Source organism: Ruegeria denitrificans (genome assembly GCF_001458295.1).
GTDB lineage: Bacteria > Pseudomonadota > Alphaproteobacteria > Rhodobacterales > Rhodobacteraceae > Ruegeria > Ruegeria denitrificans.
On sequence record NZ_CYUD01000006.1, the window covers coordinates 248227 to 269469 of the forward strand.

18 protein-coding genes and 1 tRNA gene are annotated in these 21243 nt (G+C 56.3%); 12 read left to right on the plus strand and 7 right to left on the minus strand.

Annotated elements, in window-relative coordinates:
- Positions 1–475: 475 nt before the first annotated feature.
- Complete coding sequence (locus RUE5091_RS11360; RefSeq protein WP_058282030.1) at positions 476–1321, minus strand: hypothetical protein; 846 nt, start codon at positions 1319–1321, stop codon at positions 476–478.
- 562 nt (positions 1322–1883) lie between these two features.
- Between RUE5091_RS11360 and RUE5091_RS11365 the strand changes: the two genes are divergently transcribed.
- From RUE5091_RS11365 to iolB, 9 genes are all read left to right on the plus strand, one after another.
- Positions 1884–1976, plus strand: a tRNA-Arg gene (locus RUE5091_RS11365).
- A 137-nt stretch (positions 1977–2113) separates the two neighbouring features.
- Positions 2114–3127, plus strand: coding sequence for an inositol 2-dehydrogenase (gene iolG / locus RUE5091_RS11370; protein WP_058282080.1), 1014 nt, complete (start codon positions 2114–2116; stop codon positions 3125–3127).
- 125 nt (positions 3128–3252) lie between these two features.
- Positions 3253–4194 carry a sugar ABC transporter substrate-binding protein gene (locus RUE5091_RS11375; protein ID WP_058282031.1) on the plus strand — a complete coding sequence of 314 codons (942 nt, stop codon included), beginning with the start codon at positions 3253–3255 and terminating at the stop codon, positions 4192–4194.
- A gap of 81 nt (positions 4195–4275) precedes the next feature.
- Positions 4276–5400, plus strand: coding sequence for an ABC transporter permease (locus tag RUE5091_RS11380; protein ID WP_058282032.1), 1125 nt, complete (start codon positions 4276–4278; stop codon positions 5398–5400).
- Between the two features lies 1 nt (position 5401).
- The gene (locus RUE5091_RS11385; RefSeq protein ID WP_058282033.1) at positions 5402–6220 is read left to right on the plus strand and encodes an ATP-binding cassette domain-containing protein; all 819 of its coding nucleotides are present in this window, start codon (positions 5402–5404) and stop codon (positions 6218–6220) included.
- 89 nt (positions 6221–6309) lie between these two features.
- Complete coding sequence (iolD, locus tag RUE5091_RS11390; protein WP_058282081.1) at positions 6310–8142, plus strand: 3D-(3,5/4)-trihydroxycyclohexane-1,2-dione acylhydrolase (decyclizing); 1833 nt, start codon at positions 6310–6312, stop codon at positions 8140–8142.
- A complete protein-coding gene (iolE, locus tag RUE5091_RS11395; protein WP_058282034.1) occupies positions 8139–9038 on the plus strand; it encodes a myo-inosose-2 dehydratase in 900 nt (299 codons plus the stop codon). The genes iolD and iolE overlap by 4 nt, the downstream gene beginning before the upstream one ends.
- A 49-nt stretch (positions 9039–9087) precedes the next feature.
- Positions 9088–10269, plus strand: a complete 1182-nt coding sequence (locus RUE5091_RS11400) for a phytanoyl-CoA dioxygenase family protein (protein WP_058282035.1) — start codon at positions 9088–9090, stop codon at positions 10267–10269.
- A gap of 46 nt (positions 10270–10315) precedes the next feature.
- Positions 10316–11122: a 5-deoxy-glucuronate isomerase gene (gene iolB, locus RUE5091_RS11405; RefSeq protein ID WP_058282036.1), complete on the plus strand. Its 807-nt coding sequence runs from the start codon at positions 10316–10318 to the stop codon at positions 11120–11122.
- Between the two features lie 30 nt (positions 11123–11152).
- Here the strand turns inward: iolB and RUE5091_RS11410 are convergent, their stop codons facing one another.
- The 4 genes from RUE5091_RS11410 to iolC all read right to left on the minus strand — a co-directional run bounded on the left by RUE5091_RS11410 (position 11153) and on the right by iolC (position 14702).
- Positions 11153–11965, minus strand: a complete 813-nt coding sequence (locus RUE5091_RS11410) for a hypothetical protein (protein WP_131726303.1) — start codon at positions 11963–11965, stop codon at positions 11153–11155.
- A 74-nt stretch (positions 11966–12039) separates the two neighbouring features.
- Positions 12040–12879, minus strand: coding sequence for a class II fructose-bisphosphate aldolase (locus RUE5091_RS11415; protein WP_058282038.1), 840 nt, complete (start codon positions 12877–12879; stop codon positions 12040–12042).
- Entirely contained in the window at positions 12876–13712 is an 837-nt protein-coding gene (locus RUE5091_RS11420; RefSeq protein ID WP_058282039.1) for a 5-deoxy-glucuronate isomerase, read from the minus strand. The genes RUE5091_RS11415 and RUE5091_RS11420 overlap by 4 nt, the downstream gene beginning before the upstream one ends.
- A gap of 9 nt (positions 13713–13721) precedes the next feature.
- Positions 13722–14702 carry a 5-dehydro-2-deoxygluconokinase gene (gene iolC, locus RUE5091_RS11425; protein ID WP_112297168.1) on the minus strand — a complete coding sequence of 327 codons (981 nt, stop codon included), beginning with the start codon at positions 14700–14702 and terminating at the stop codon, positions 13722–13724.
- A 111-nt stretch (positions 14703–14813) separates the two neighbouring features.
- On the opposite strand from iolC, the gene RUE5091_RS11430 reads away from it, so the two are divergent.
- Both RUE5091_RS11430 and RUE5091_RS11435 read left to right on the plus strand, forming a co-directional pair.
- Positions 14814–15917 (plus strand): Gfo/Idh/MocA family protein, encoded by a 1104-nt coding sequence (locus tag RUE5091_RS11430; RefSeq protein WP_058282040.1) that lies wholly within the window; start codon positions 14814–14816, stop codon positions 15915–15917.
- A gap of 37 nt (positions 15918–15954) precedes the next feature.
- On the plus strand, positions 15955–17088 hold the full coding sequence (locus RUE5091_RS11435; protein ID WP_058282041.1) for a Gfo/Idh/MocA family protein: 1134 nt from the start codon (positions 15955–15957) through the stop codon (positions 17086–17088).
- Here RUE5091_RS11435 and RUE5091_RS11440 read toward each other — a convergent pair whose 3' ends face one another.
- Positions 17089–18087, minus strand: coding sequence for a LacI family DNA-binding transcriptional regulator (locus RUE5091_RS11440; RefSeq protein ID WP_058282042.1), 999 nt, complete (start codon positions 18085–18087; stop codon positions 17089–17091). It lies immediately after the preceding gene.
- Positions 18088–18626: 539 nt separating this feature from the next.
- Positions 18627–19631, minus strand: coding sequence for an AraC family transcriptional regulator (locus RUE5091_RS11445; protein ID WP_131726304.1), 1005 nt, complete (start codon positions 19629–19631; stop codon positions 18627–18629).
- On the opposite strand from RUE5091_RS11445, the gene RUE5091_RS11450 reads away from it, so the two are divergent.
- A complete protein-coding gene (locus tag RUE5091_RS11450) occupies positions 19621–21180 on the plus strand; it encodes a metal-dependent hydrolase family protein (RefSeq protein WP_207383731.1) in 1560 nt (519 codons plus the stop codon). The genes RUE5091_RS11445 and RUE5091_RS11450 overlap by 11 nt on opposite strands.
- Positions 21181–21243: the final 63 nt, after the last annotated feature.

Consider the following 21243-nt stretch of genomic DNA (forward strand, 5'->3'; position numbering starts at 1 on the left):
GTGCGTGGGGAGTCGTACCGAACTTTTTCCCTCTTGGAATGAGTTCACCGAATCTTGCCTCAATCCGTCTTAGGGCGCGTTCCCACGCTCCGTTGAATGCTGAGTACGAATAGGGGTTTCCAATACATGATTTTTCCGAAGAGCGATCTTCGCCTCTGGCGACAAACAAAAAAGGGTGTTGGCATTCGCCTCTCGCGACCCGCATGCAAACAAGTTCATGGCGGTAGTCCAGGTAAGCGTTGTAGTAAGAAGAAAATAGATATTCGAGTGACCTATGGACAAAGAAGGCTTCAGTCTGGTTCGTGCCTGAATCTAAGTCCAGATCTTTCCAATATACTCGAAGTGACTTTTCCGGCGCTTCTTTACGAGGCGATAGTCCTAACCTATCCAGGTACTGGCGCCTGGTTCCTGTCTCACCAACAAGGAAGGTTTGTGCTTGGTCAGGATGACGAAGCATAGGAACGCAACGCTCTTCTCAATCAAAAGTAAAATAAACCACGTCGTTGAACCAAAGTTGCAAAGGCTCGGACAACCTTAGGCCTGCACCCATTAGTAGTAGAAAGATCATCTTTGCCGTGACGTCTTCACGGTCGAAGAGACTGTCGGCAGTTTCGTTCTTGACAAACCCGAATTCCAGCATGTTGACGATTAGCTGGGGATCCATGTGTTTCACTGACCTTCGCCCTGAAGCGAGCTTGTCCAACCCCAGCGATTCTCGCGATGATTTGCGCAGCCTTTCTGCTTCCTTCGCATCGTCTTTTAGATGTCTTAGAAAGCACTTTTCGTGTCGTCTTTTTGCGCTAACCAGAAAACATACAAACTCGCCTTCGTTCCGAGGTTTGGAAGAAAAGGTCCTTGCTAGTGGCTTGAGAGGATGGTCACTTCCTAGGCTTTCTAAGTTGCCCAAGACTCCTTCGATAAACTGCTCCAAGTGCCTAGCCAGTTCACAAACGACATTGGGTGACATTGGCACCCAGCATAGGCCGGTCGGGTCGACACCATTGTGCGGGATGGTCCCTCTTTGGATCGCCCGGATAAACGCTTTGCATGTGGCTGAATGCACATTTCGTATGCTATTAGCATTGTCGAATTCGTAGACGGAACAAAAGTCGAAAAAAAGACCTATTGCCCGGGCAGCTCGCCGTTTCCAACCGAGGCTCTTGCTTTGATTGTCCACAAAGTAATCGAAAAGCAGATGGAACACCTTCGGGCGCTTGTCATTAAACAGCCAAAGAACCGGTGTGATCGGATGAGACTTATTTTCCGTCCTGTGAATTAGAACCGCGTGGTGCCTGCCCGAGTTTTGGTCAATGTTTTTCAAGTCACTTGCTCTGATGGTTAGATTTACCTGTTCAATTGGAATGTAAGTCGAGCATGGCCCAGAATTTCTGTCAACACATTGTTTTTACAAGGATAATCAAGGATAGATTCCGAAAAATCCCGCCGATTTGACGAATTCAAAGAATAGTTGGAAAGGTCTATCCTTGCGGATGCAATTGCTAACCAAAACAAACATGGTCGCCAAAATTCAGTGATTCGTTCGAGAAACAGTCACGGGTGCACTCATTGTCCCGCCTTGGCACTTCTTATGAGCAGTGAACAAAGAAGAATCTTGAGGGTGCGGACCTAAGTGCGCTGGAAACGACTTTGACCTTTGATGAAATGCAAAAAGCATGAGAGCTGGACTTCTTTGGCAATCAGGTCGCTTCCGGCCTGCCTCGCTTGAGCTACGCGGGGCTCCGCTCAGCAGGCCTACAATTCAATCTTACGTAATCAGTTCCTTGTTTCTGAGAGGAAGAACTGAATTTGGTAAGTTGGTGTTGGGGGTGAATTCAAAAAAAAGTTGTTGCGAAAGTTCGGGCTCAAAGCAAAAAAAAGATATTGATGGTGGGAAGTGGTGACTTCTTTTCGGGGGTTAATTGAGCAGCTGACTTCTAATCAGCAGGTTGAGGGTTCGAGTCCTTCAGGGATCGCCAATCATCTTAAAGCAGTCATCGAACCTGTGCTGGAAACGCGCGATTTCGCTGTGCCATCTCGTGTCATCAAAATAATTCTTGCAACCGGTTGCAAAGAAAATCATTGTGTCTCCAAAATAAAGAATCGGGAGACATGCATGCTCAGGATCGGATTGCTTGGTGCCGGACGCATTGGCCGCGTGCATGCGCAGGCCATCGCTGCGCATTCGCAAAGCCAGCTTTGCGCCGTTTCTGACGCGATTCCCGATGCGGCTGAAAGCCTTGCCGCCGAACAAGGGGCTACAGCGCGAGACTCGATGGAGATCATCGCAGATCCGTCGATTGACGCAGTCCTAATCGCAACGCCAACCGATACTCATTCCGGCCTGATTGAGGCCGCTACACGTGCTGGCAAGGCGGTTTTGTGTGAAAAACCCGTTGATCTCAACCTTGAGCGGGCGCTTGCCTGCCAATCCGTCGCGGCGGAAACTGGCCAACCGGTGATGGTGGGATTCAACCGCCGGTTTGACCCCAGCTTTTCAACCTTGAAATCAGCAGCTGACCGGGGGGAAATCGGAACGCCCGAGATGTTGTCGATCACGTCTTTCGACCCAGCGCCTCCGCCCGTCAGCTACATCAAGGTCTCGGGTGGTCTGTTTCGGGATATGATGATCCATGATTTCGATATGGCGAACTATCTGATGGGGCAGTTGCCGGAACAGATTTTGGCTGTGGGAACCTCGATTGTTGACCCTGATATCGGGCGGGCAGGTGACGTGGATACCGCCGTTGTTACAATGACTTATGAAAACGGTCAGATCGCAGTGATCAAAAATTCGCGGCGGGCCGCCTATGGCTATGACCAGCGGATCGAGGTGCTGGGGTCAGGTGGGCTGTTGCAGGTCCATAACATTCTGGAAAATGCGGTGGTCAAGTCGACGGCCGACGGTGTCACCGGGGCAAAGCCGACCTACTTTTTCCTTGAACGGTACATGCCCGCCTACCGGGCGGAATGGGATGCGTTTGTGCAGGCCGTGCAGTCCGGCTCCGCAATGCCCGTGACTCTGAAAGACGGCGTTGCCGCTCTGGCCATGGCCGAGGCCGCGACCCGTTCCGCGCAGACAGGAAAACCGGTCGCAATGACTGACGTTTTGAAACCGGTTGCAAAATGAGCGGATATCCGGAAACTGGGGAAAGCTCCGCCAGATTCCCGGAGCGGAGGAGATTCGGCCCGTCCGAATGACTGGGGCTGATGCCCCGGCAATAAAGACAAACAGTTTTTATGGGAGGAAACCAAATGAATAAATTCGTAAAAGGCGCATTGGCTGCCAGCGCTTTGGCGTTGATTACAGCAACCGGCGCTGCGGCCGAGGGTGAAAAATACATTCTGGTCAGCCACGCCCCTGACAGCGACAGTTGGTGGAACACGATCAAGAATGGCATCGCCCTGGCGGGCGAGCAGATGAACGTCGAAGTTGAATACCGCAACCCGCCGACGGGCGACCTGGCCGACATGGCGCGGATTATTGATCAGGCGGCGGCATCCGGTCCTCATGGTATCATTACCACGCTGGCCGATCCTGACATTCTGGAAGGTCCGATCAAGGCTGCAGTGGATTCCGGCATTGATGTGATCATCATGAACACCGGCACGCCCGAAAAGGCACGCGAGGTTGGTGCATTGATGTATGTGGGGCAGCCTGAATATGACGCGGGCCTCGCCGCTGGTCAGCGGGCCAAGGCAGACGGGATCGGGTCTTTCCTTTGCGTGAACCACTATATCGTTCAACCCTCAAGCCAAGAGCGGTGCCAGGGGTTTGCCGACGGTCTGGGTGTTGAACTGGGAGAACAGATGATTGACGCGGGCCAGGACCCTGCTGAAATCAAGAACCGGGTTCTGGCCTATCTGTCGGCCAATCCTGACACCGACGCTGTTCTGACGCTTGGCCCGACATCGGCGGACCCGACCATTCTGGCGTTGCAGGAAAACGGCATGGCCGGCGACATTTATTTCGGCACGTTCGATCTTGGCGGTGAAATCGTCAAAGGCATCAAGGACGGCACCATCCAGTGGGGCATCGACCAGCAGCCATTCCTGCAGGCCTATCTGCCGGTTGTTGTGATGACCAACTACCACCGCTATGGCGTCCTGCCGGGCAATAACATCAACTCGGGCCCGGGCTTCGTGACAGCAGACGGCCTGACAAAAATCGAAGAGTTCGCGGGCGAATACCGCTGATTTTACACTGCGTCGGGCGCTAAAGGAATGCGCCCGCCGCCACTTCCAATAATTGGAAAGCCCGCGCGAGGGAGGACCACAATGTCTGAGACAGTTCAATCCACGGCAGGCGGTGACGAACGGATCAAAGAGATCTCGCCACTGCGTCGCGCCCTGATCCGCCCCGAATTGGGCGGCATGGTCGGGACAGTTGCCGTATTCACCTTTTTCCTGCTTTTTGCCTTTGATAGCGGCATGTTCAACAGCCAGGGCATCATGAACTGGTCCATTGTCTCGGCGCAATTCATGATCATCGCCGTGGGGGCCTGCCTGCTGATGATCGCGGGTGAATTTGACCTGTCTGTCGGTTCGATGATTGGCTTTGCAGGAATGATGATCGCAATCTTTTCGGTCACGCTTAGCTGGCCTGTCTGGATGGCGATCCTGGTGACATTTGCCCTATGTGTCACTATCGGCGCGCTGAATGGGTACATCGTAGTGCGCACGGGTCTACCCAGTTTTATCGTCACGCTGGCATTTCTGTTCATTTTGCGCGGCTTTACGATTTATCTGCCGCAGACAATTGAACGCAAAACCATCATCGGCGGAATCAAGGATGTGGCCGAGGGTGACTGGCTGGCGTCCATCTTTGGCGGCAAGGTGTTTCAAGGCCTTTTTGTCTGGCTGGGCGACAATGGATTGATTGAAACTTTCTCACGTGGCTCGCGTGAAGGCCAGCCGGTCGTAGATGGGATTCCCATGCTGCTGATCTGGGCAATCGGGTTGATCATCTTTGGCCATGTTCTGTTGACCAAGACCAAGTTCGGCAACTGGATTTTTGCCGCCGGCGGTGACGCCGAAGCGGCCCGGAATTCGGGTGTGCCGGTGAACCGCGTTAAGGTGCTGATGTTCATGTTCACGGCCTTTTGCGCCACGGTTTTTGCCACCTGTCAGGTGATGGAATTCGGCTCGGCCGGTGCGGATCGCGGATTGCTGAAAGAGTTCGAGGCGATCATCGCCGTGGTCATCGGCGGCGCGTTGCTGACCGGTGGATACGGCTCGGTCCTTGGCGCAGCGTTAGGTGCTTTGATCTTCGGCGTGGTGCAGCAGGGTCTGTTCTTTGCGGGTGTTGAAAGCTCGCTGTTCCGGGTGTTCCTGGGCGTCATACTGCTGGGTGCTGTGATCCTGAACACTTACATCCGCCGCATCATCACAGGAGAACGCTGAGATGACCGAAGATACAAAATTCCATCACGGCGACGCGCAGGCGAAGAAACCGATCATTCGGATGGTCGACATTCAAAAACATTTCGGCTCGGTTATCGCGCTGGCCGGTGTCAGCTTTGATCTTTGTTCCGGCGAATGCCACTGTCTGCTGGGCGACAACGGTGCGGGTAAGTCGACGTTCATCAAGACCATGTCAGGCGTGCACAAGCCAACTGCTGGCGAGATCTTCTTTGAAGACAGGCCAATGCATTTCGAAGACCCGCGTGATGCGATTTCAGCTGGGATCGCGACCGTGCACCAGCATCTGGCGATGATCCCACTGATGAGCGTCAGCCGGAACTTCTTCATGGGGAATGAACCGACCCGCAAGGTCGGGGGGATCAGTTTCTTCGACAAGAAACTGGCAGATGAAATCACTATGGAAGAGATGCGCAAAATGGGCATCAACCTGCGTGGCCCCGATCAGGCGGTGGGCACCCTGTCGGGCGGTGAACGTCAGACAGTGGCCATCGCCCGTGCGGTTCACTTCGGCGCCAAGATTCTGATCTTGGACGAACCGACCTCGGCCCTTGGTGTGCGTCAGACCTCGAACGTGTTGGCGACCATCGACAAGGTGCGCAGTCAGGGGGTGGGTGTTGTATTCATCAGCCACAACGTGCGCCACGCGCTGGCGGTGGGCGACCGATTTACCGTGCTGAACCGGGGCAAGACTCTGGGCACCGCGAGGCGCGGAGAAATCACGCCGGAAGAGTTGCAGGACCTAATGGCAGGTGGACAGGAACTGGCCCAACTGGAAGGGTCTCTGGGCGGAACGGTTTAACGCCGTTCTCCCCATTTGGGCCCATGGCCCAACATCAAACAAAAAATTGCAGGCTTGGCCAATTCGGCCTTGTGTTGAAAGGGATCACAATGGACAAAACAGTCCGACTGACCGCAGCGCAAGCTTTGGTGCGCTATCTGGGTGCGCAGATGAACGAGGCCGGAGAGCCGTTCATCGCTGGTGTCTGGGCCATTTTCGGCCACGGCAATGTGGCAGGTCTGGGTGAGGCGTTGCACGCTGTCAAAGACACCCTTCCCACCTATCGCGGCCATAACGAGCAGACCATGGCGCATTGCGCGATTGCCTATGCCAAGCAGATGCGGCGTACCCGGGCGATGGCGGTGACCTCGTCAATTGGGCCGGGCGCGACCAATATGGTGACAGCCGCCGCGCTGGCGCATGTGAACCGCCTGCCGGTTTTGATCGTCCCTGGTGATGTATTCGCCACGCGTGGACCCGATCCGGTATTGCAACAGATCGAAAGCTTTGGCGACGGCACCGTCAGCGCCAATGACTGTTTCCGCCCGGTCAGCCGCTATTATGACCGTATCTCGCGCCCCGAACATCTGCTGACCGCACTGCCGCGCGCCTTCCGCACCATGACGGACCCGGCCGATTGCGGACCGGCAACATTGGCCTTTTGTCAGGACGTGCAGGCCGAAGCTTATGACTATCCCGAAAGCTTTTTTGAGCCGCGGGTCTGGTATCAGCGCCGTATCCGCCCGGATGAAGGCGAACTGGCCCGTGCCGTCGCGGCCATCAAGGCAGCGAAGCGTCCGGTTATCGTTGCCGGGGGTGGGGTGCATTACTCGGGCGCGACCGATGCACTGCAAAGCTTTGCTGAGACGCACAACGTTCCCGTTGCCGAGACGCAGGCTGGTAAATCGGCCTTGGCCTGGGATCACCCTTTGAATCTAGGGCCGGTTGGTGTCACTGGCGGTGAGCCCGCCAATGACGTTTGTGCCGCCGCCGATATGGTTCTGGCAGTCGGCACGCGGTTGCAGGATTTCACCACAGGTTCATGGGGCCTGTTCTCGAATCCCGAACGTGAGACGATTTGCCTGAACACAGCTGCCTATGACGCCGAAAAACACGGCGCCATGCCACTGCAATCCGACGCGCAAGTCGGGCTGCAAGAGCTGGGCACGGCCTTGCAAGGATACCGCGTCGATCCGGTGGCCGACACGCTGAAGGCTGAATGGTTTGGCAAGGTCGATAAGCTGACCGATGCGCCGGGGGACGGCAACGCTCTGCCGACCGACATGCAGGTGGTGGGTGCGGTTCAACGCGCCTCGCACAACGACACCGTTGTGATGTGTGCGGCGGGCACCATGCCGGGTGAGTTGCACAAGCTGTGGAAAGCACCGCGCCCCGGGTCCTATCACATGGAATACGGGTTCAGCTGTATGGGCTATGAAATCGCCGGTGCCATGGGGATCAAGATGGCCCAGCCCGAGCGGGACGTGATCTGCTTTACCGGCGACGGCACCTATATGATGGCCAATTCGGAAATGGCCTCGGCCGCGATGATGGGAATTTCCTTCACCGTCGTCATCACCGATAATCGCGGGTTTGGCTGTATTAACCGGTTGCAGATGGGAACAGGCGGGGCCGAATTTAACAACCTGCTGGATCATGCGGTGCATGAAACGCCATCTGCCATCGACTTTGCCGCCCACGCAGCAGCGATGGGGGCAACCTCAGTCAAGGTCAGCTCGATTGACGAGCTTGAGGATGCGCTGGCCAACCGCGACGACATCAAAGGGCCGTATGTGGTGGTTATCGACACTGATCCGTACCCCTCGACCGAATATGGCGGAACATGGTGGGAAGTGGCCGTTCCCGAGGTCAGCATCCGCCCCGAAGTGAATGAAAAACGGGCGGCCTACGAGGTTGCTATCAAGGAAAGAAACACGAAATGAACGTGAAAATCGGAATCTCTCCGATCGCCTGGCAGAATGATGACCTGCCGGACATTACTGCGGCCTTCACCATGGAGCAGGCGCTGAAAGAGGCGCGTGAGATCGGCTATACAGGCGTCGAACGGGGCCAGCGAATGCCCAGCGATACCGAAGGTTTGCGCGCCTATCTCGACGGCAACGACATTGCGCTGTGCGGTGGCTGGTGCTCGGGCGCGTCGCTGGTCAATGACTTTGCAACTGAACGCGACGCTGTGCGCGCGCAGGTCGAGCAATTCGTGGCCCTGAACAGTCCGTGCATCGTTTACGCCGAGTGTTCGAACACCGTGCAGGGGCAGATTGGAACGCCGGTCAACCACCGCCCCAAACTGGCGAAAGATGAGGTTATGGCCTATGCGGCTAAGATCACCGATCTGGCCAAGTGGATGGGCGATCAGGGCATGACGATGGCCTATCACCATCACATGGGCACGATCATCGAAACCGAAGATGAGGTGAACTGGCTGATGGAGGGGGCAGGCCCCGAGGTGAAGCTGTGCTTTGACACCGGCCACCTGCTGTTTGGCGGCGGCGATGTGATGGCGACCCTGAACCGTTGGGGTGACCGGGTGCATCATGTGCATTTCAAGGATATCCGCCCGTCGATGGTGCAGGATACGCGCGAGAACAATCGCAGCTTTCTGGATGCCGTCATCGCCGGGGCCTTCACCGTGCCCAGCGATGGCTGCATTGATTTCCAGGCGGTCGCACACGCGCTGAAAGCGATGGATTATGACGGCTGGATTGTGGTCGAGGCGGAACAGGACCCGGCCAAGGCCCCACCTTATGAATATTCCAAGATGGGCTACGACCACATTGTCGATGTGTGCGGTCAGGCAGGATTGGAGATTGCCGCGTAATACACGGCCCCAAGGGGCAACATCTAAAGCCATGAGAAAGGAGAAATTCATGGTAAATCGAGACCTCGGATATGTCGGCTATTTCGACCGGGAATCCTGTGATCTGGATGAGTTTAAGGTGCTGACCTCACAAAGCCTCTCGGCTGATGCGGTGCCCCACGCCGCGTCGGTTGAAAAGAATATTCCGATCTATGACATGCAGGCGCTGCGCCCGGTATTGGACCAGCCCGATACACGCCGGGCGTTGTTGGCAGAATGGGCCTGGGTGTTGGACAAATCCGCAGGCGTGATTGCCCTCAAGGGGGCGTATGCGGATACTTCGGCAATCGACCGTGCGACCGAAATCTTCCGTCAGATCATTGATGAAGAACGCCAAAGCGGGGCGGGTGAGGGTGATCACTTTGCCGCTTCGGGTGCCAATGACCGGATCTGGAACGCGTTGCAAAAGCAATGCTTGCGCGACCCCGAAGGCTTTGCGCTGTATTTCGGCAATACCGCGGTTGCGGCGGCGTGCGAGGCCTGGCTGGGCCCGTACTACCAAGTTACGGCGCAAATCAATCAGGTGCGCCCGGGCGGTAAGGCGCAGCAAGCGCATCGGGATTACCACCTGGGCTTTCAAAACGCCGACTGTGCGGCCCGATACCCGGCGCATGCCCATCTTGTGACCGCGGCGCTGACTTTGCAGGGGGCGATTGCCCACTGCGACATGCCATTGGAAAGCGGGCCGACTAAGCTGTTGCCGTTCTCGCAACTCTATCCTGCAGGGTATTTGGCGTTTCACGATGCGGCCCATCGGGGATATTTCGAGGATACCTATGTTCAACTGCCGCTTGCAAAAGGCGATGCGGTGTTTTTCAACCCCGCGCTGTTCCATGCGGCGGGTGAAAACAGCAGCGCTGACATTCACAGAATGGCGAACCTTCTGCAAATCTCATCGGCCTTTGGGCGCGCGATGGAGGCGTTGGATCGTCGCGCCATGTCGCAGGCGGTTTTCCCCTCGCTCATCGCCTTAACCCAACGTGGTGACCTGACCGGGGCCGAGCTGGACGCTGCCATCGCTGCCATCGCCGAGGGCTATCCCTTCCCGACCAATCTGGACACGGACCCTCCGATTGGTGGAAACGCACCTGAAAGTCAGGCGGATATCTTGCGGCAAGCGGTGTCCGAGCGTTGGTCCGAGGCGCAGCTGGTTGCGGCTCTTTCAGCTCTGCAAACCAGGCAAGCTGCCTGAAATATATTGGGTGAGCCACGGGTCCACCCACCAAGGAGATGACACGATGGCAGACCTGCTCAAGAAACCCGTCGGGACCCACGGCAAGGTCCACGACATCACCCCGGCCAGTGCGGGTTGGCGGTACGTTGGGTTCGGTCTCTATCACCTGCGCGCAGGTGAAAAGGCGGCCGAGGCCACCGGCGATCGTGAGATCATTCTGGTCATGGTTGAGGGCAAGGCACAGATCACCGGTGCCGGGCAGGACTGGGGCGTTCTGGGCGACCGGATGAACGTCTTTGAGAAGGCCCCGCCGCACTGCCTGTATTTGCCAAATGGAACCGAGTGGGAGGCCATTGCCGAAACCGATTGCGTCATTGCTGTCTGTTCCGCTCCGGGCAAGGGTGGGCATGCAGCGCGGAGGATCGGGCCTGATGGCATAGTCCTGACCGAACGCGGCAAGGGGGTGAACACGCGCTATATCAACAATATTGCGATGGAAGCCGAGGATTATGCCAACAGCCTGCTGGTGACAGAAGTTTTCACGCCGAATGGGCACTGGTCATCCTATCCAAGCCACCGCCATGACGAAGATGACTACCCGCGGATCACCTATCTTGAAGAGACTTATTACCACCGCCTGAACCCGGCCAACGGATTTGGCATTCAGCGCGTCTATACCGATGATGGCCAATTGGATGAGACGATGGCCGTGTCCGATGGCGATGTTGTGACCGTCCCGCGCGGCCATCACCCGTGCGGCGCACCCTATGGGTTTGAGATGTACTATCTGAACGTCATGGCAGGACCGTTGCGGAAGTGGCGCTTTGTTGCGGCTCCAGAGGTTGAGTGGATCATGGAGCGGGATGGATGAAACAGAACATGAGGTTAATTCGCCCAAGGCTCAAAGATTTGTAGCCCGGGCCATTCGATGATTTAGATACCGCAACAAGTTTCTGAGCAACGGTTTGAACGGCCATAAAACCACTCGACCGATCCCTGTTAGAAAAGGTCTCGAATTGCGAAACATCGAACGCGCGTAGTCATCGGCTTCTTTTTCCTGTTCGGCCACCTGCCCACCTTCGATGTGTTTGTGCACGTGGTGCCCGACTTCGTGATAGAATGTAAACTCGCGTTCCGCGTTCGCTAACCACAGTTCGAAACCTTTGGGTTGGGTCGTCGGCCAAGTCAGGATGATTCCCGAGAAAAACAGGTTGTACTGTCCCAGATAGTCAAGTTCGGGACGCTCGGCGATCACGTCAACGCGGGTCACGTTGTCCAGTGTCAGGTCCTTGGTGCTGCTCCATCGCTGCAGGTTCCGAATGACGCGCGGTGGGTCGGCGACGTCATCGGCAATGAATACCGGGATGTTGTTGGCCAAATAGGTGGATGGCGCGTCTTCCAGCCGTTTTGCCATCAGGTCGAGCGTTCTGCGATGCACCGGATGCAGTTTGTCGTTTCCCAGCCGAGTGATTTCCTGCCGAAACGCGTCTTGATCCATTTCACTCATAAGCGCGAGCAGAATACCAAAGTACTTTGGCAACGGGCCGGGAGGATTGTCCAGCCAGGCCGAGGACGAGAGTTTGCTCTGCACCTCGGGAATGGACGCGCTCTTATCCGCTAAAAGCGCTCGCCATGCGTCCCTGACGGTTTCGACATGGCCGGTCGAAACTCCACGCAATAGCCTGTTAGTCTCGCGTGCGGCGCTTGTTTCCATATCCTCCGGCTATTCCGTGAATGTGCCAAAAGTATGAAATCCCCATTTTATGCAACGTATTAGACGTAGACTCTCTATCTTTGCGGCGGTGCGCCAAAAGCCCGGATAACCGCGCGGGCGGCAGCCTCTACGGGGTCGTGAGTTTCTTTCAGGATGGTAACCCGGTCGAACCTGTCGGGGTCGCTGTTTACGGCTTCGCGCAGGGCGGCGCCAAAGGCCATGCGCAGCTCGGTCCCGATATTGAATTTGCAGATCGAGGTCTCGCGGGCCAGGCGCATGCGCTGTTCAACCGGCACACCGGAACCACCATGAATGACCAACGGCACGTCGGTCACGGCGTCGATCTGGTGGATGCGGTCTTCGTCTAGGCCGCCTTCCTTGTTCTGCTGCAGATGGACATTACCGACAGAAATCGCCATCGCATCCACACCGCTTTCACGTGCGAACTGCGCGGCCTCGGCCGGGTCGGTGCCGTTTGACCCTTCGCCGCCGGAATAGCCGACAAAGCCGATCTCACCTTCGCATGAAATCCCCGCCGCGTGGGCCATTTCGGCAATCGCGGCGGTCTCGTCGATATTCTGCCGCAGTGGCTTGCGCGACCCGTCGAACATCAGCGATGTAAACCCGCTGTCCAGCGCGATTTTGCAGTCCTCATACGTATAGCCGTGGTCCAGATGCGCGACGACGGGGACCGAGGCGCTCTCGGCCAGATGCCGGAACATCTTGCCCAAAACGGGCAGCGGCGTGTGTTCGCGACAGCTGGGGCCCGCTTGCAGGATCACCGGCGCGTTTTCCGCCTCGGCCGCGGCCACATAGGCGCGCATGTCTTCCCAACCTAACGTGACCAGGCCGCCCACGGCATAACCTTGCTCATATGCGGGGCACAGGACGTCTTTCAGAGTGACAAGGGTCATTTGAACTTTGCAATCATGTCTTTGATGCCCGGAATCGTCTCGATCTGGTAGGCATGGGTTGGCTGGAAATACTGCACCAGCGACCGCTGGCTGAGGCCACCAAGGATGGTGAAATAATACATCTCGTACCCCGGCAGCACGCAGCAGGGGTGATAGCCCTTGTCGATGCAGATCGTGGACCCGTCGACGATGTGATAGGCATCGCCGGGTTCGTTGTCTTCGCGCTGCAACATCTGCAGGCCGGAACCCCAGTTGGGCTTGAAGCGAAAGTTATAGGTCTCGTCATGGCGTGACTCGTCCGGCAGCCGGTTGGTGTCGTGCTTGTGACTGGGGAAGCCGGACCAGCCACCCTGACCCACGGTGAACAGCTCACTGACCAGCAGGCGACCCACCTTGTCGTGCTGTTTCTGGCCGAGGATGTGCTTGATCTTGCGATGGGTTTTGGTGTCGTCGCTGCCATATTGTACAAGGTCATGTTCGCGCACATCGAACGGTTCCAACACCTTGTCGTATTTGGCCCCTGCAATGAACACTTCGGCCTCATCCGAGACGCAAACCATTTGAGCCTTGGCGCCGACGGGGACATAGACGCCCTCGGGCTCGCCATCCCATACATCTTCACCCCGATTGCCAAGCTTGGGGAACTGTACGCCTTCGACGTCGATATCCACGCTGCCGGTGGCAGGGGCGATGCAGGTTTCATACCCCGGCACCTGATATTCGAACGCCTCACCCTTTTTCAGTTTGACGATGTTGAAATAGTTCAGCGGCACCGTCGGGTCATCGGCATCGACGATGGGTTTGTTCTGATTGTCATAGGGCGCGATATGCATGGGAGTCTCCTATGTGGTCGGGCCGGGATGGGCGGCCAGGAATGTGTCTAGCTCGGGTGTTGTGGGCATGGCGGGGGCGCAACCAGGTTGCGATACCACGATGGACGCGCAGGCCGAGCCGCGCATCACGGCATCTTTCAGTGAATGCCCTGCCGCGATCGAGGCTAGAAGGCCGGCCATGAAACTGTCACCGGCACCAACGGGTTTAATCGCATCGACAGGGTAGATTCCTGTGGGAATCTCCTGCCCGTCTGCCAGGGTTACGGCACCCTTTTCACCCATTTTGTAAATGACCACACGACCTGGTTCTTCGGCAAGTTCCCGGGCCTTGGCAAACCCCTTGTCGATACTGCCCGCCATGAACCCGAACTCTTCGTCATTGCCAACGATCAGGTCGCTCGCCTCACCCGCGCGCGACAGCACATCGGCAGCAACCTCGGGCGAAGGCCAGCTATACGGGCGGTAGTCGATGTCGAAAATCACTGGCAAGCCTGCCTTGCGCGCATTGTCAAAAGCCCGGAACGTGGCACTGCGCGACGGTTCTGAAGCAAACACGGTTCCGGCGGAAAGAACGGCTGAGAAAGCGCTGTAATCGACCTTGTTTACATCCTCTTCCGTCACCTGAAAATCGACCGCGCCGTTGCGATAGATCACGTTCTGGAAATCGTCAGTCGTGCTTTCGTAGATCGCCATGGACATGCGGTATTCGCCACCCACCACGCGGATATAGGACGTATCCACCCCGTAGTGCTGCAACCGCTTCAGGCAAAACCGCGCGATGGCATCGTCCGAGACCGATGTGACCAACGACGCCTGACTGCCCAGCTTGACCAGACCGGCGCAAATATTGGCGGACGAGCCGCCAAGATCGGCGTGGAACGTATCGGCATCCTCGCTTTTGACGCCGATAGGGTTTGCGAACAGGTCCATACCCGCGCGCCCGAAAACGGCAAAGCGGTTTCCTTTGATACCGTCTATCAAAGCGCTCACGTCATGTCCTCCGGTAAATGGGGTCGGCAAAGTTTGGACCTTGCGCTGAATCGATTCACACGATACTCATTTTGCAACCGGTTGCAAATAATATGTTCGGAGCCGTGGCAGATGCCTGAAATTGGAATTGGAATTGTGGGTGGCGGCTATATGGGCAAGGCTCATTCCGTTGCGATGTCAGCGGTGGGTGCGGTATTCAACACCGCGTTGCGCCCGCGCCTGGAAATGATCTGCGCCTCAAGCCCTGAAAGCGCCGAACGCTATCGGGCGGCCTATGGGTTCAAACGCGCGACAGAGGATTGGCAGATGCTGGTCAATGACCCGGCGGTCGAGGCCGTAGTCATCGCCTCGCCGCAGGAAACCCACCGTCAAATTGCTGAGGCGGCGTTTGCCCTGGGTAAGCCGGTGCTATGCGAAAAACCCCTGGGCGCGTCGATGGCGGATGGAGAGGTCATGGTTGCGGCGGCCGAGGTATCGGGTGTCACAAACATGGTCGGGTTCAACTATGTTCGCACGCCTGCTACTCAATTCGCGCGGAAACTGATTGCCGACGGCGAATTGGGTGACGTCACTTGGTTCCGGGGTGAGCATACCGAGGATTTTTATGCTGACCCCGACGCTCCGGCCACGTGGCGCACGACGGGTATGGCTAACGGCACCATTGGCGATCTTGCACCGCATATGGTCAACGGGGCGTTGGCCTTGATGGGACCGATTGCCGAGGTGATGGCCGAGGTTGAAACCGTCCACGAAACCCGGCCCGGTGGCAAAGTCACCAATGACGACCATGCCCAGATCATGTGCCGGTTCGAAAATGGCGCCATGGGCAATATCTATGTGAGCCGCATCTCAACTGGGCGCAAGATGGGCTATGCGTATGAGATTTCGGGCACTAAGGGCGCGTTGCGTTTCGATCAGGAAGACCAGAACGCTCTGTGGTTCTATCGCCGCGAAGGCCCCGAGGCGCATCGCGGTTTCACTAAAATCCTGACCGGCCCGGCACATCCGGATTACGAGCCGTTTTGTCAGGGCCCGGGCCACGGTACCGGGTATCAGGACCAGATTATCATCGAGGCCAAGGATTTCCTTGAGGCCATCCATACCGGCCAACCGATCTGGCCCACATTCCGTGACGGACATGAGGTCAACCGGGTGTTGGCTGCAGCGTTGGCTTCGTCCAAGCGCCGGCAATGGCAAGACATTCACGATTTCTGATCGCGCAACCGTAAATACCTAAAGAGAGACAAGAACCATGGCAAAGCTGAGATGGGGCATGATCGGTGGTGGCGAAGGCAGCCAGATTGGGCCTGCGCACCGTTTGGGGGCGCTGGCGGACGGGATGTTCGAACTCGTCGCGGGCGCGCTGGATCACCGCCCCGATGTGGGTCGGGAATATGCGCAACGGCTGGGTGTTGCTGCGGACCGCGCCTATGGCAATTGGCAGGAAATGCTGGCGGGTGAAAAAGGGCGCGATGACCGGATTGATCTGGTGACAATTGCCACGCCGAACTCGACCCATTTTGAGATCGCCAAGGCGTTTCTTGAGGCTGGTTTCAACGTGCTCTGTGAAAAGCCGATGACCATGACCGTGGAGGAGGGGGAGGAGATTGTTCGCGTGGCTGAGGCCTCGGGTAAAATCTGTGCGGTGAACTATTGCTATTCCGCCTACCCGATGGTGCGGCAAGCCCGCGCGATGGTGCGCGCCGGTGACATTGGCAAGGTGCGGCTGGTGGTGACAAATTTCAGCCACGGTCACCACGGTGATGCCACCGATGCCGACAATCCGCGCGTCCGATGGCGGTATGATCCGGCGATGGCGGGGGTGTCTGGTCAATTCGCTGATTGCGGTATCCACGCGCTGCATATGGCCAGTTTCATCTGTGATGATGAGGTTAAATCCCTGTCCGCCGATATGGCCTCGACCATTTCCAGCCGGGAACTTGAGGACGACGCGATGGTCAATTTCCGGATGGAAGGCGGTACGGTTGGTCGCCTGTGGACCTCATCTGTGGCGATCGGGAGGCAGCACGGGTTCGACATTCAAGTATTTGGCGAAACCGGCGGCGTGCGTTGGGCGTCAGAGCAGCCCAACCAATTGATTTACACACCGGTTGGCGGACGTACTCAGATCATCGAAAAAGGCGAAGGCGGCCTGCATGATGAGGTGCAGCGCCTGTCCCGCGTGGCGATTGCGCACCCCGAAGGGTTCCCCCTGGCCGTTGCCAATATCTACTGCGATTTGGCGGATGCAATCCGCGGAGAAACGCGTGACGGCCTGCCCGGAGCATCCGACGGGGTCCGGTCGATTGCCGCCGTACACGCGGCAGTCGCATCCGGCAAAGAAGACGGCGCGTGGAAAGATGCGCGCCCACCGATGTTTCGATAGTCAGGGGCGGGGCCTCAGCGTGCCCCGCTCGATCACACGGCAGGGAAAAATTCGCGCTTCGGGATAGCGTTTGGGGTCCTTCAGCATCTCTTCGACCAGATCGACGGATGAGGTGATGATCTGCTTGATCGGCTGGTGAATAGTGGTCAGGTCAATGTTTTCCCAACGCGACATTTCCATGTCGTTCAGGCCAATGATACCGATATCCTCGCCCGGTTTCAGCCCATGGTCGCGCAGGGCCGATAGCGCGCCGACCGACAGGATGTCGTCACCGCAAAAATAGCCGTCGGCGGGAGAACCCTCCAGCAGCCGCAGCATCTCGGCGCGCCCGGCCTCGAACGAGTAGGCGCCCGCAAAAGAGTGGGATACTTCAAGCTCGGGGTGTTTTTCGACCTCTTCCATAAAGCCTCGATACCGGTCCATGGCCGAGGTCGCATCTTTCGGTCCCCCCAAATACCCAATGCGCCGATACCCGCGCGCCAGCAACTCCCGCGCTGCCATCCGCCCGCATTCCACGTTGTCGATGCCGACCACGTGCACCTCGGGCGACGTGGCCGAGCGGCCAAACGTATGTACCACCGGCACACCTGCATCGTGGAACGCCTTGGCAAAACTGGGCGGCAGGGTCGATGAGGCGACGATGGCAGCGTCCACGGAATACTGCCGCAGCATCCGGACCGAATTGGCCGGTTCGGTCTCATCCGTCAGGTTGACAATCAGGGGCCGCAACCCGCGTTCCTGCAAGGCGCGGGTAAACTGGTCAAAGACCTCAAGGAATACCGGGTTGTGAAAGTTGTTGGAAATCAGCCCGATCAGCTTGGTCCGCCCGGTGGTCAGGGATGAGGCCAGCGCATTGGGGCTGTAGCCCAGCTCTTTCGCGGCCTTTTCGACCTTGCAGCGGGTTTTTGCCGAAACCGAGGCACCTTCGGTAAAGGTCCGCGACACGGCCGAGCGTGATACACCTGCCAGGGCTGCAACGTCTTTCAGGGTGACACTCATAACTGGCACCCACAGGTCAGAGGGAAGCGGATCAACAATTTCATGGGTAGGATATTATTCTTCATCAGCTACATTTTGCAATCGGTTGCAAGCCACTGTGCCAAATTACACCAAGCTTGTAGCAGTTGTGGAGATGAAAAGAGAATGGTGGGTGATGAGAGACTCGAACTCCCGACATCTTCGGTGTAAACGAAGCGCTCTATCCTAATCCGCCCGTGCAACAAGGTGCTGTTTTCCACTGCCGCAACCAGCACTATCTTGGAGAGATGTCTAGTGTTGTCAGTGGCTTGAAGGTTGCACAATCTTCCCGACGGTTCAATAGCACATGACAGCTTTCTGTAATCGGGTTTATTGCTGATCAAACTAAAACAGAGAATTGCTGCAGCGGAGGCGCAGCGCTGCATGCACCGCCGCAGGGGCTATGGGGGCAATTGTCCCACTGCGATCCTTAGATAGGGGCGCCAAAAAATGTGGTGCAAATTCTTGTCGGCCCGCGCTTGTTAAGTAGTGGATAACCAGTCTAAGTATTTGCAACTTAATTACGCACCAAGGCGGAACTTGGTTGGTGTCATTCCGGTTTGACCTCGGAAAAAGCGAGTGAAATGGGACTTGTCAGAATAGCCAAGCATCAGACCGATCTCCGCAATTGTCATCTTATCATCTCTGAGATGCTCCTTGGCGACATCGACACGCAACCGTTTAATCTCGCGGGGTAGCGTTGTGCCTTGTTGCTGAAGCGCTTTCAGAAGCCTCTCCTGCTGTATTCCCAGCAATCCAGCCACCACCTCTGGCCTTAGATCGGTTTCATCCAATTTGTCGCGCAAGACAGATCGCAAAGCAGCCACCACAGTTACTTCTTCATCTTGTCGAGGCGAGGCTGTGGGGTTGGCAGAGACCTCAGAGACATGGCGCAAGAACAACCATTCCACAGGAAAACTAATTTGCATTCCTGGATCAGCCCCAAGGCCAACCTCGATCCCTTTGTAGTCTACAGGCAAACCATTGATGTATCTACTTTTCCACCGCACGCGCGAAGAGTCCCAGGAATCTCCGACGACGGTCTGCAATAGGCGTACATAGATTGCGGCCCCAAAACCTGTCACCTGAATGGGCGGAACAGTTGGTTCCTGTTGCCTCTCGATACGGTAAGTCGCTTTGTCCGCTTCAATGATAAGGCTGTGCCGCACAGAATTGGACTCCTGAGGTACGAGCCCAACAAAGCGGGTAAAAAACTCCAACAGCGTCTTTGTGGTTCGCAGGGCTTGAGCGAACGGAGGCCACTCTTGCAGGTCAAACGTCTCCCCTACATTCAGTCCAAGGTATCGATCCCCTGACACTTCTGAGAAGGCATTTACCAAGCCGTAGACCAACTCTGAGTGAACGAACACGGATGGATTGGTCAACAGTTCGGCTTTCAAGCCGACCTGATCTAATGCTGGTTGCGGATTGATCTTACGTTCGGTGAGGTATTGCAGAAACGGAGCAGCTAAGGAGAGGCGAATAAAGCCCTCGCTATGCTCTCGGGAGGTGGAGTTGAAAGGCAAGCTCGTCACCCTTGTGAGGATTAGTAGTTTTGTTCAGTGGCCATTTTTACAATCACATTCGAACATCCTAATTGAAAAGTGGCAACCGAGCCAAGAACTTCCGGATTACAGTTTGAAAAACATGAATATGAAGGGAGTACTTATGCCCGGCTTGCAAATATCGATTGTCGCAGCAGCTTTTGTAGCGGCTTCCTTTTCTTTTACGACGCTTTCGCAGGCTCAGGAACAGACGCCTCGGCAGGTTCTCTTTAGTAACGTGAACATCTTCAACGGCGTGGACGGAGAACTCGTCGAAAACGGTTCGGTGCTGATTGTAGGCAATCTGATAAAGGCCGTTTCTGCGGACCCAATCGAAGCTCCCGATGCTTTTGTGGTTGATGGAGAAGGCCGCACCTTGATGCCTGGCTTGATCGACATGCATTCGCACCTTTGCCTGCGCGACGGTATTCCTTGGGCTCGCACCGACTACGACCAGATGCTTGCGGGTGCCTATACGTCTCTTGTCTTAATCGACTACCTTGATCAGGGTTTTACAACGACGCGCGACACTGGATGCAATGTGCTTGGCATCGCTAAGGGTGTAAACAATGGTGTTATCCCCGGCCCTCGCATCTACCCTAGTGGCGGCGTGATCAGTCAAACAGGTGGACATGGTGACATCGGCTTCTTCAATGACATGCCGGGCACTGTGGATGACCTCGAAAAACACGGTTGGTCTTACATCGCGGATGGTGTGACCGAGGCGCGGCGCGCGGCGCGGCACAATTTCCGAGGTGGTGCTACTCAGATCAAGGTAATGGCCGGGGGCGGTGTCGCGAGTGAGTTCGACCCGCTTCATATGACGCAAATGTCCGTTGAGGAAATGGAAGCTATCGTCGAAGTTGCACGAGACTACGGTAGCTATGTGACTGTTCATGCGTATCATGACCGCTCAGTCAATCGGGCCATCGATGCCGGAGTACGGACAATCGAACACAACTTTCTTGTATCCGAGGAAACCATAATTCGAATGGCGAATGAGGGTGTTGCTTTGTCGGCTCAAGCGGTCATGTCGTTGGAGGCTTTCGCAGACCCAGAAAGTATCACCTTCTTTTCTGCTGATCAGAAAAACAAAGCGCGTGCTGTGAATGCAGGCGCGAAGCAAATGTTTGAATGGGCGTTGAAGCATAATGTGCTTATCGTCACAGGCGGCGACATGTTTGGTCCCGATGTTGGCCGTCAGGCAGAAAACCTAATTTGGTTCAACAAAATCGCCAACAACAACCTGCTTACGTTGCAAACGGCCACTTCGAATGCAGCCGAAGTTCTTAGCTGGAGTGGTGAGATGAGCAAGTATAAGGACGGTCCGCTGGGCGTAATCCAAGAAGGCGCTTACGCTGACATCATCCTGGTGAATGGCAATCCGCTGGAAGATCTTGACGCGGTTCTGCGAGATAACGTCGACTTCGTTATGAAGGATGGTCTCGTTTATAAGAACTGGCTGCCGACCGAAAATGCACCCGAATTCCGGCCAATCAATCCGAATCGAAACGCCTATTTGTCGCGATAGCAGACTAATGTAACGATGGACGTGCGTGTCATCAGAGCTTTAGCGCGTCTATTTCATTTATTC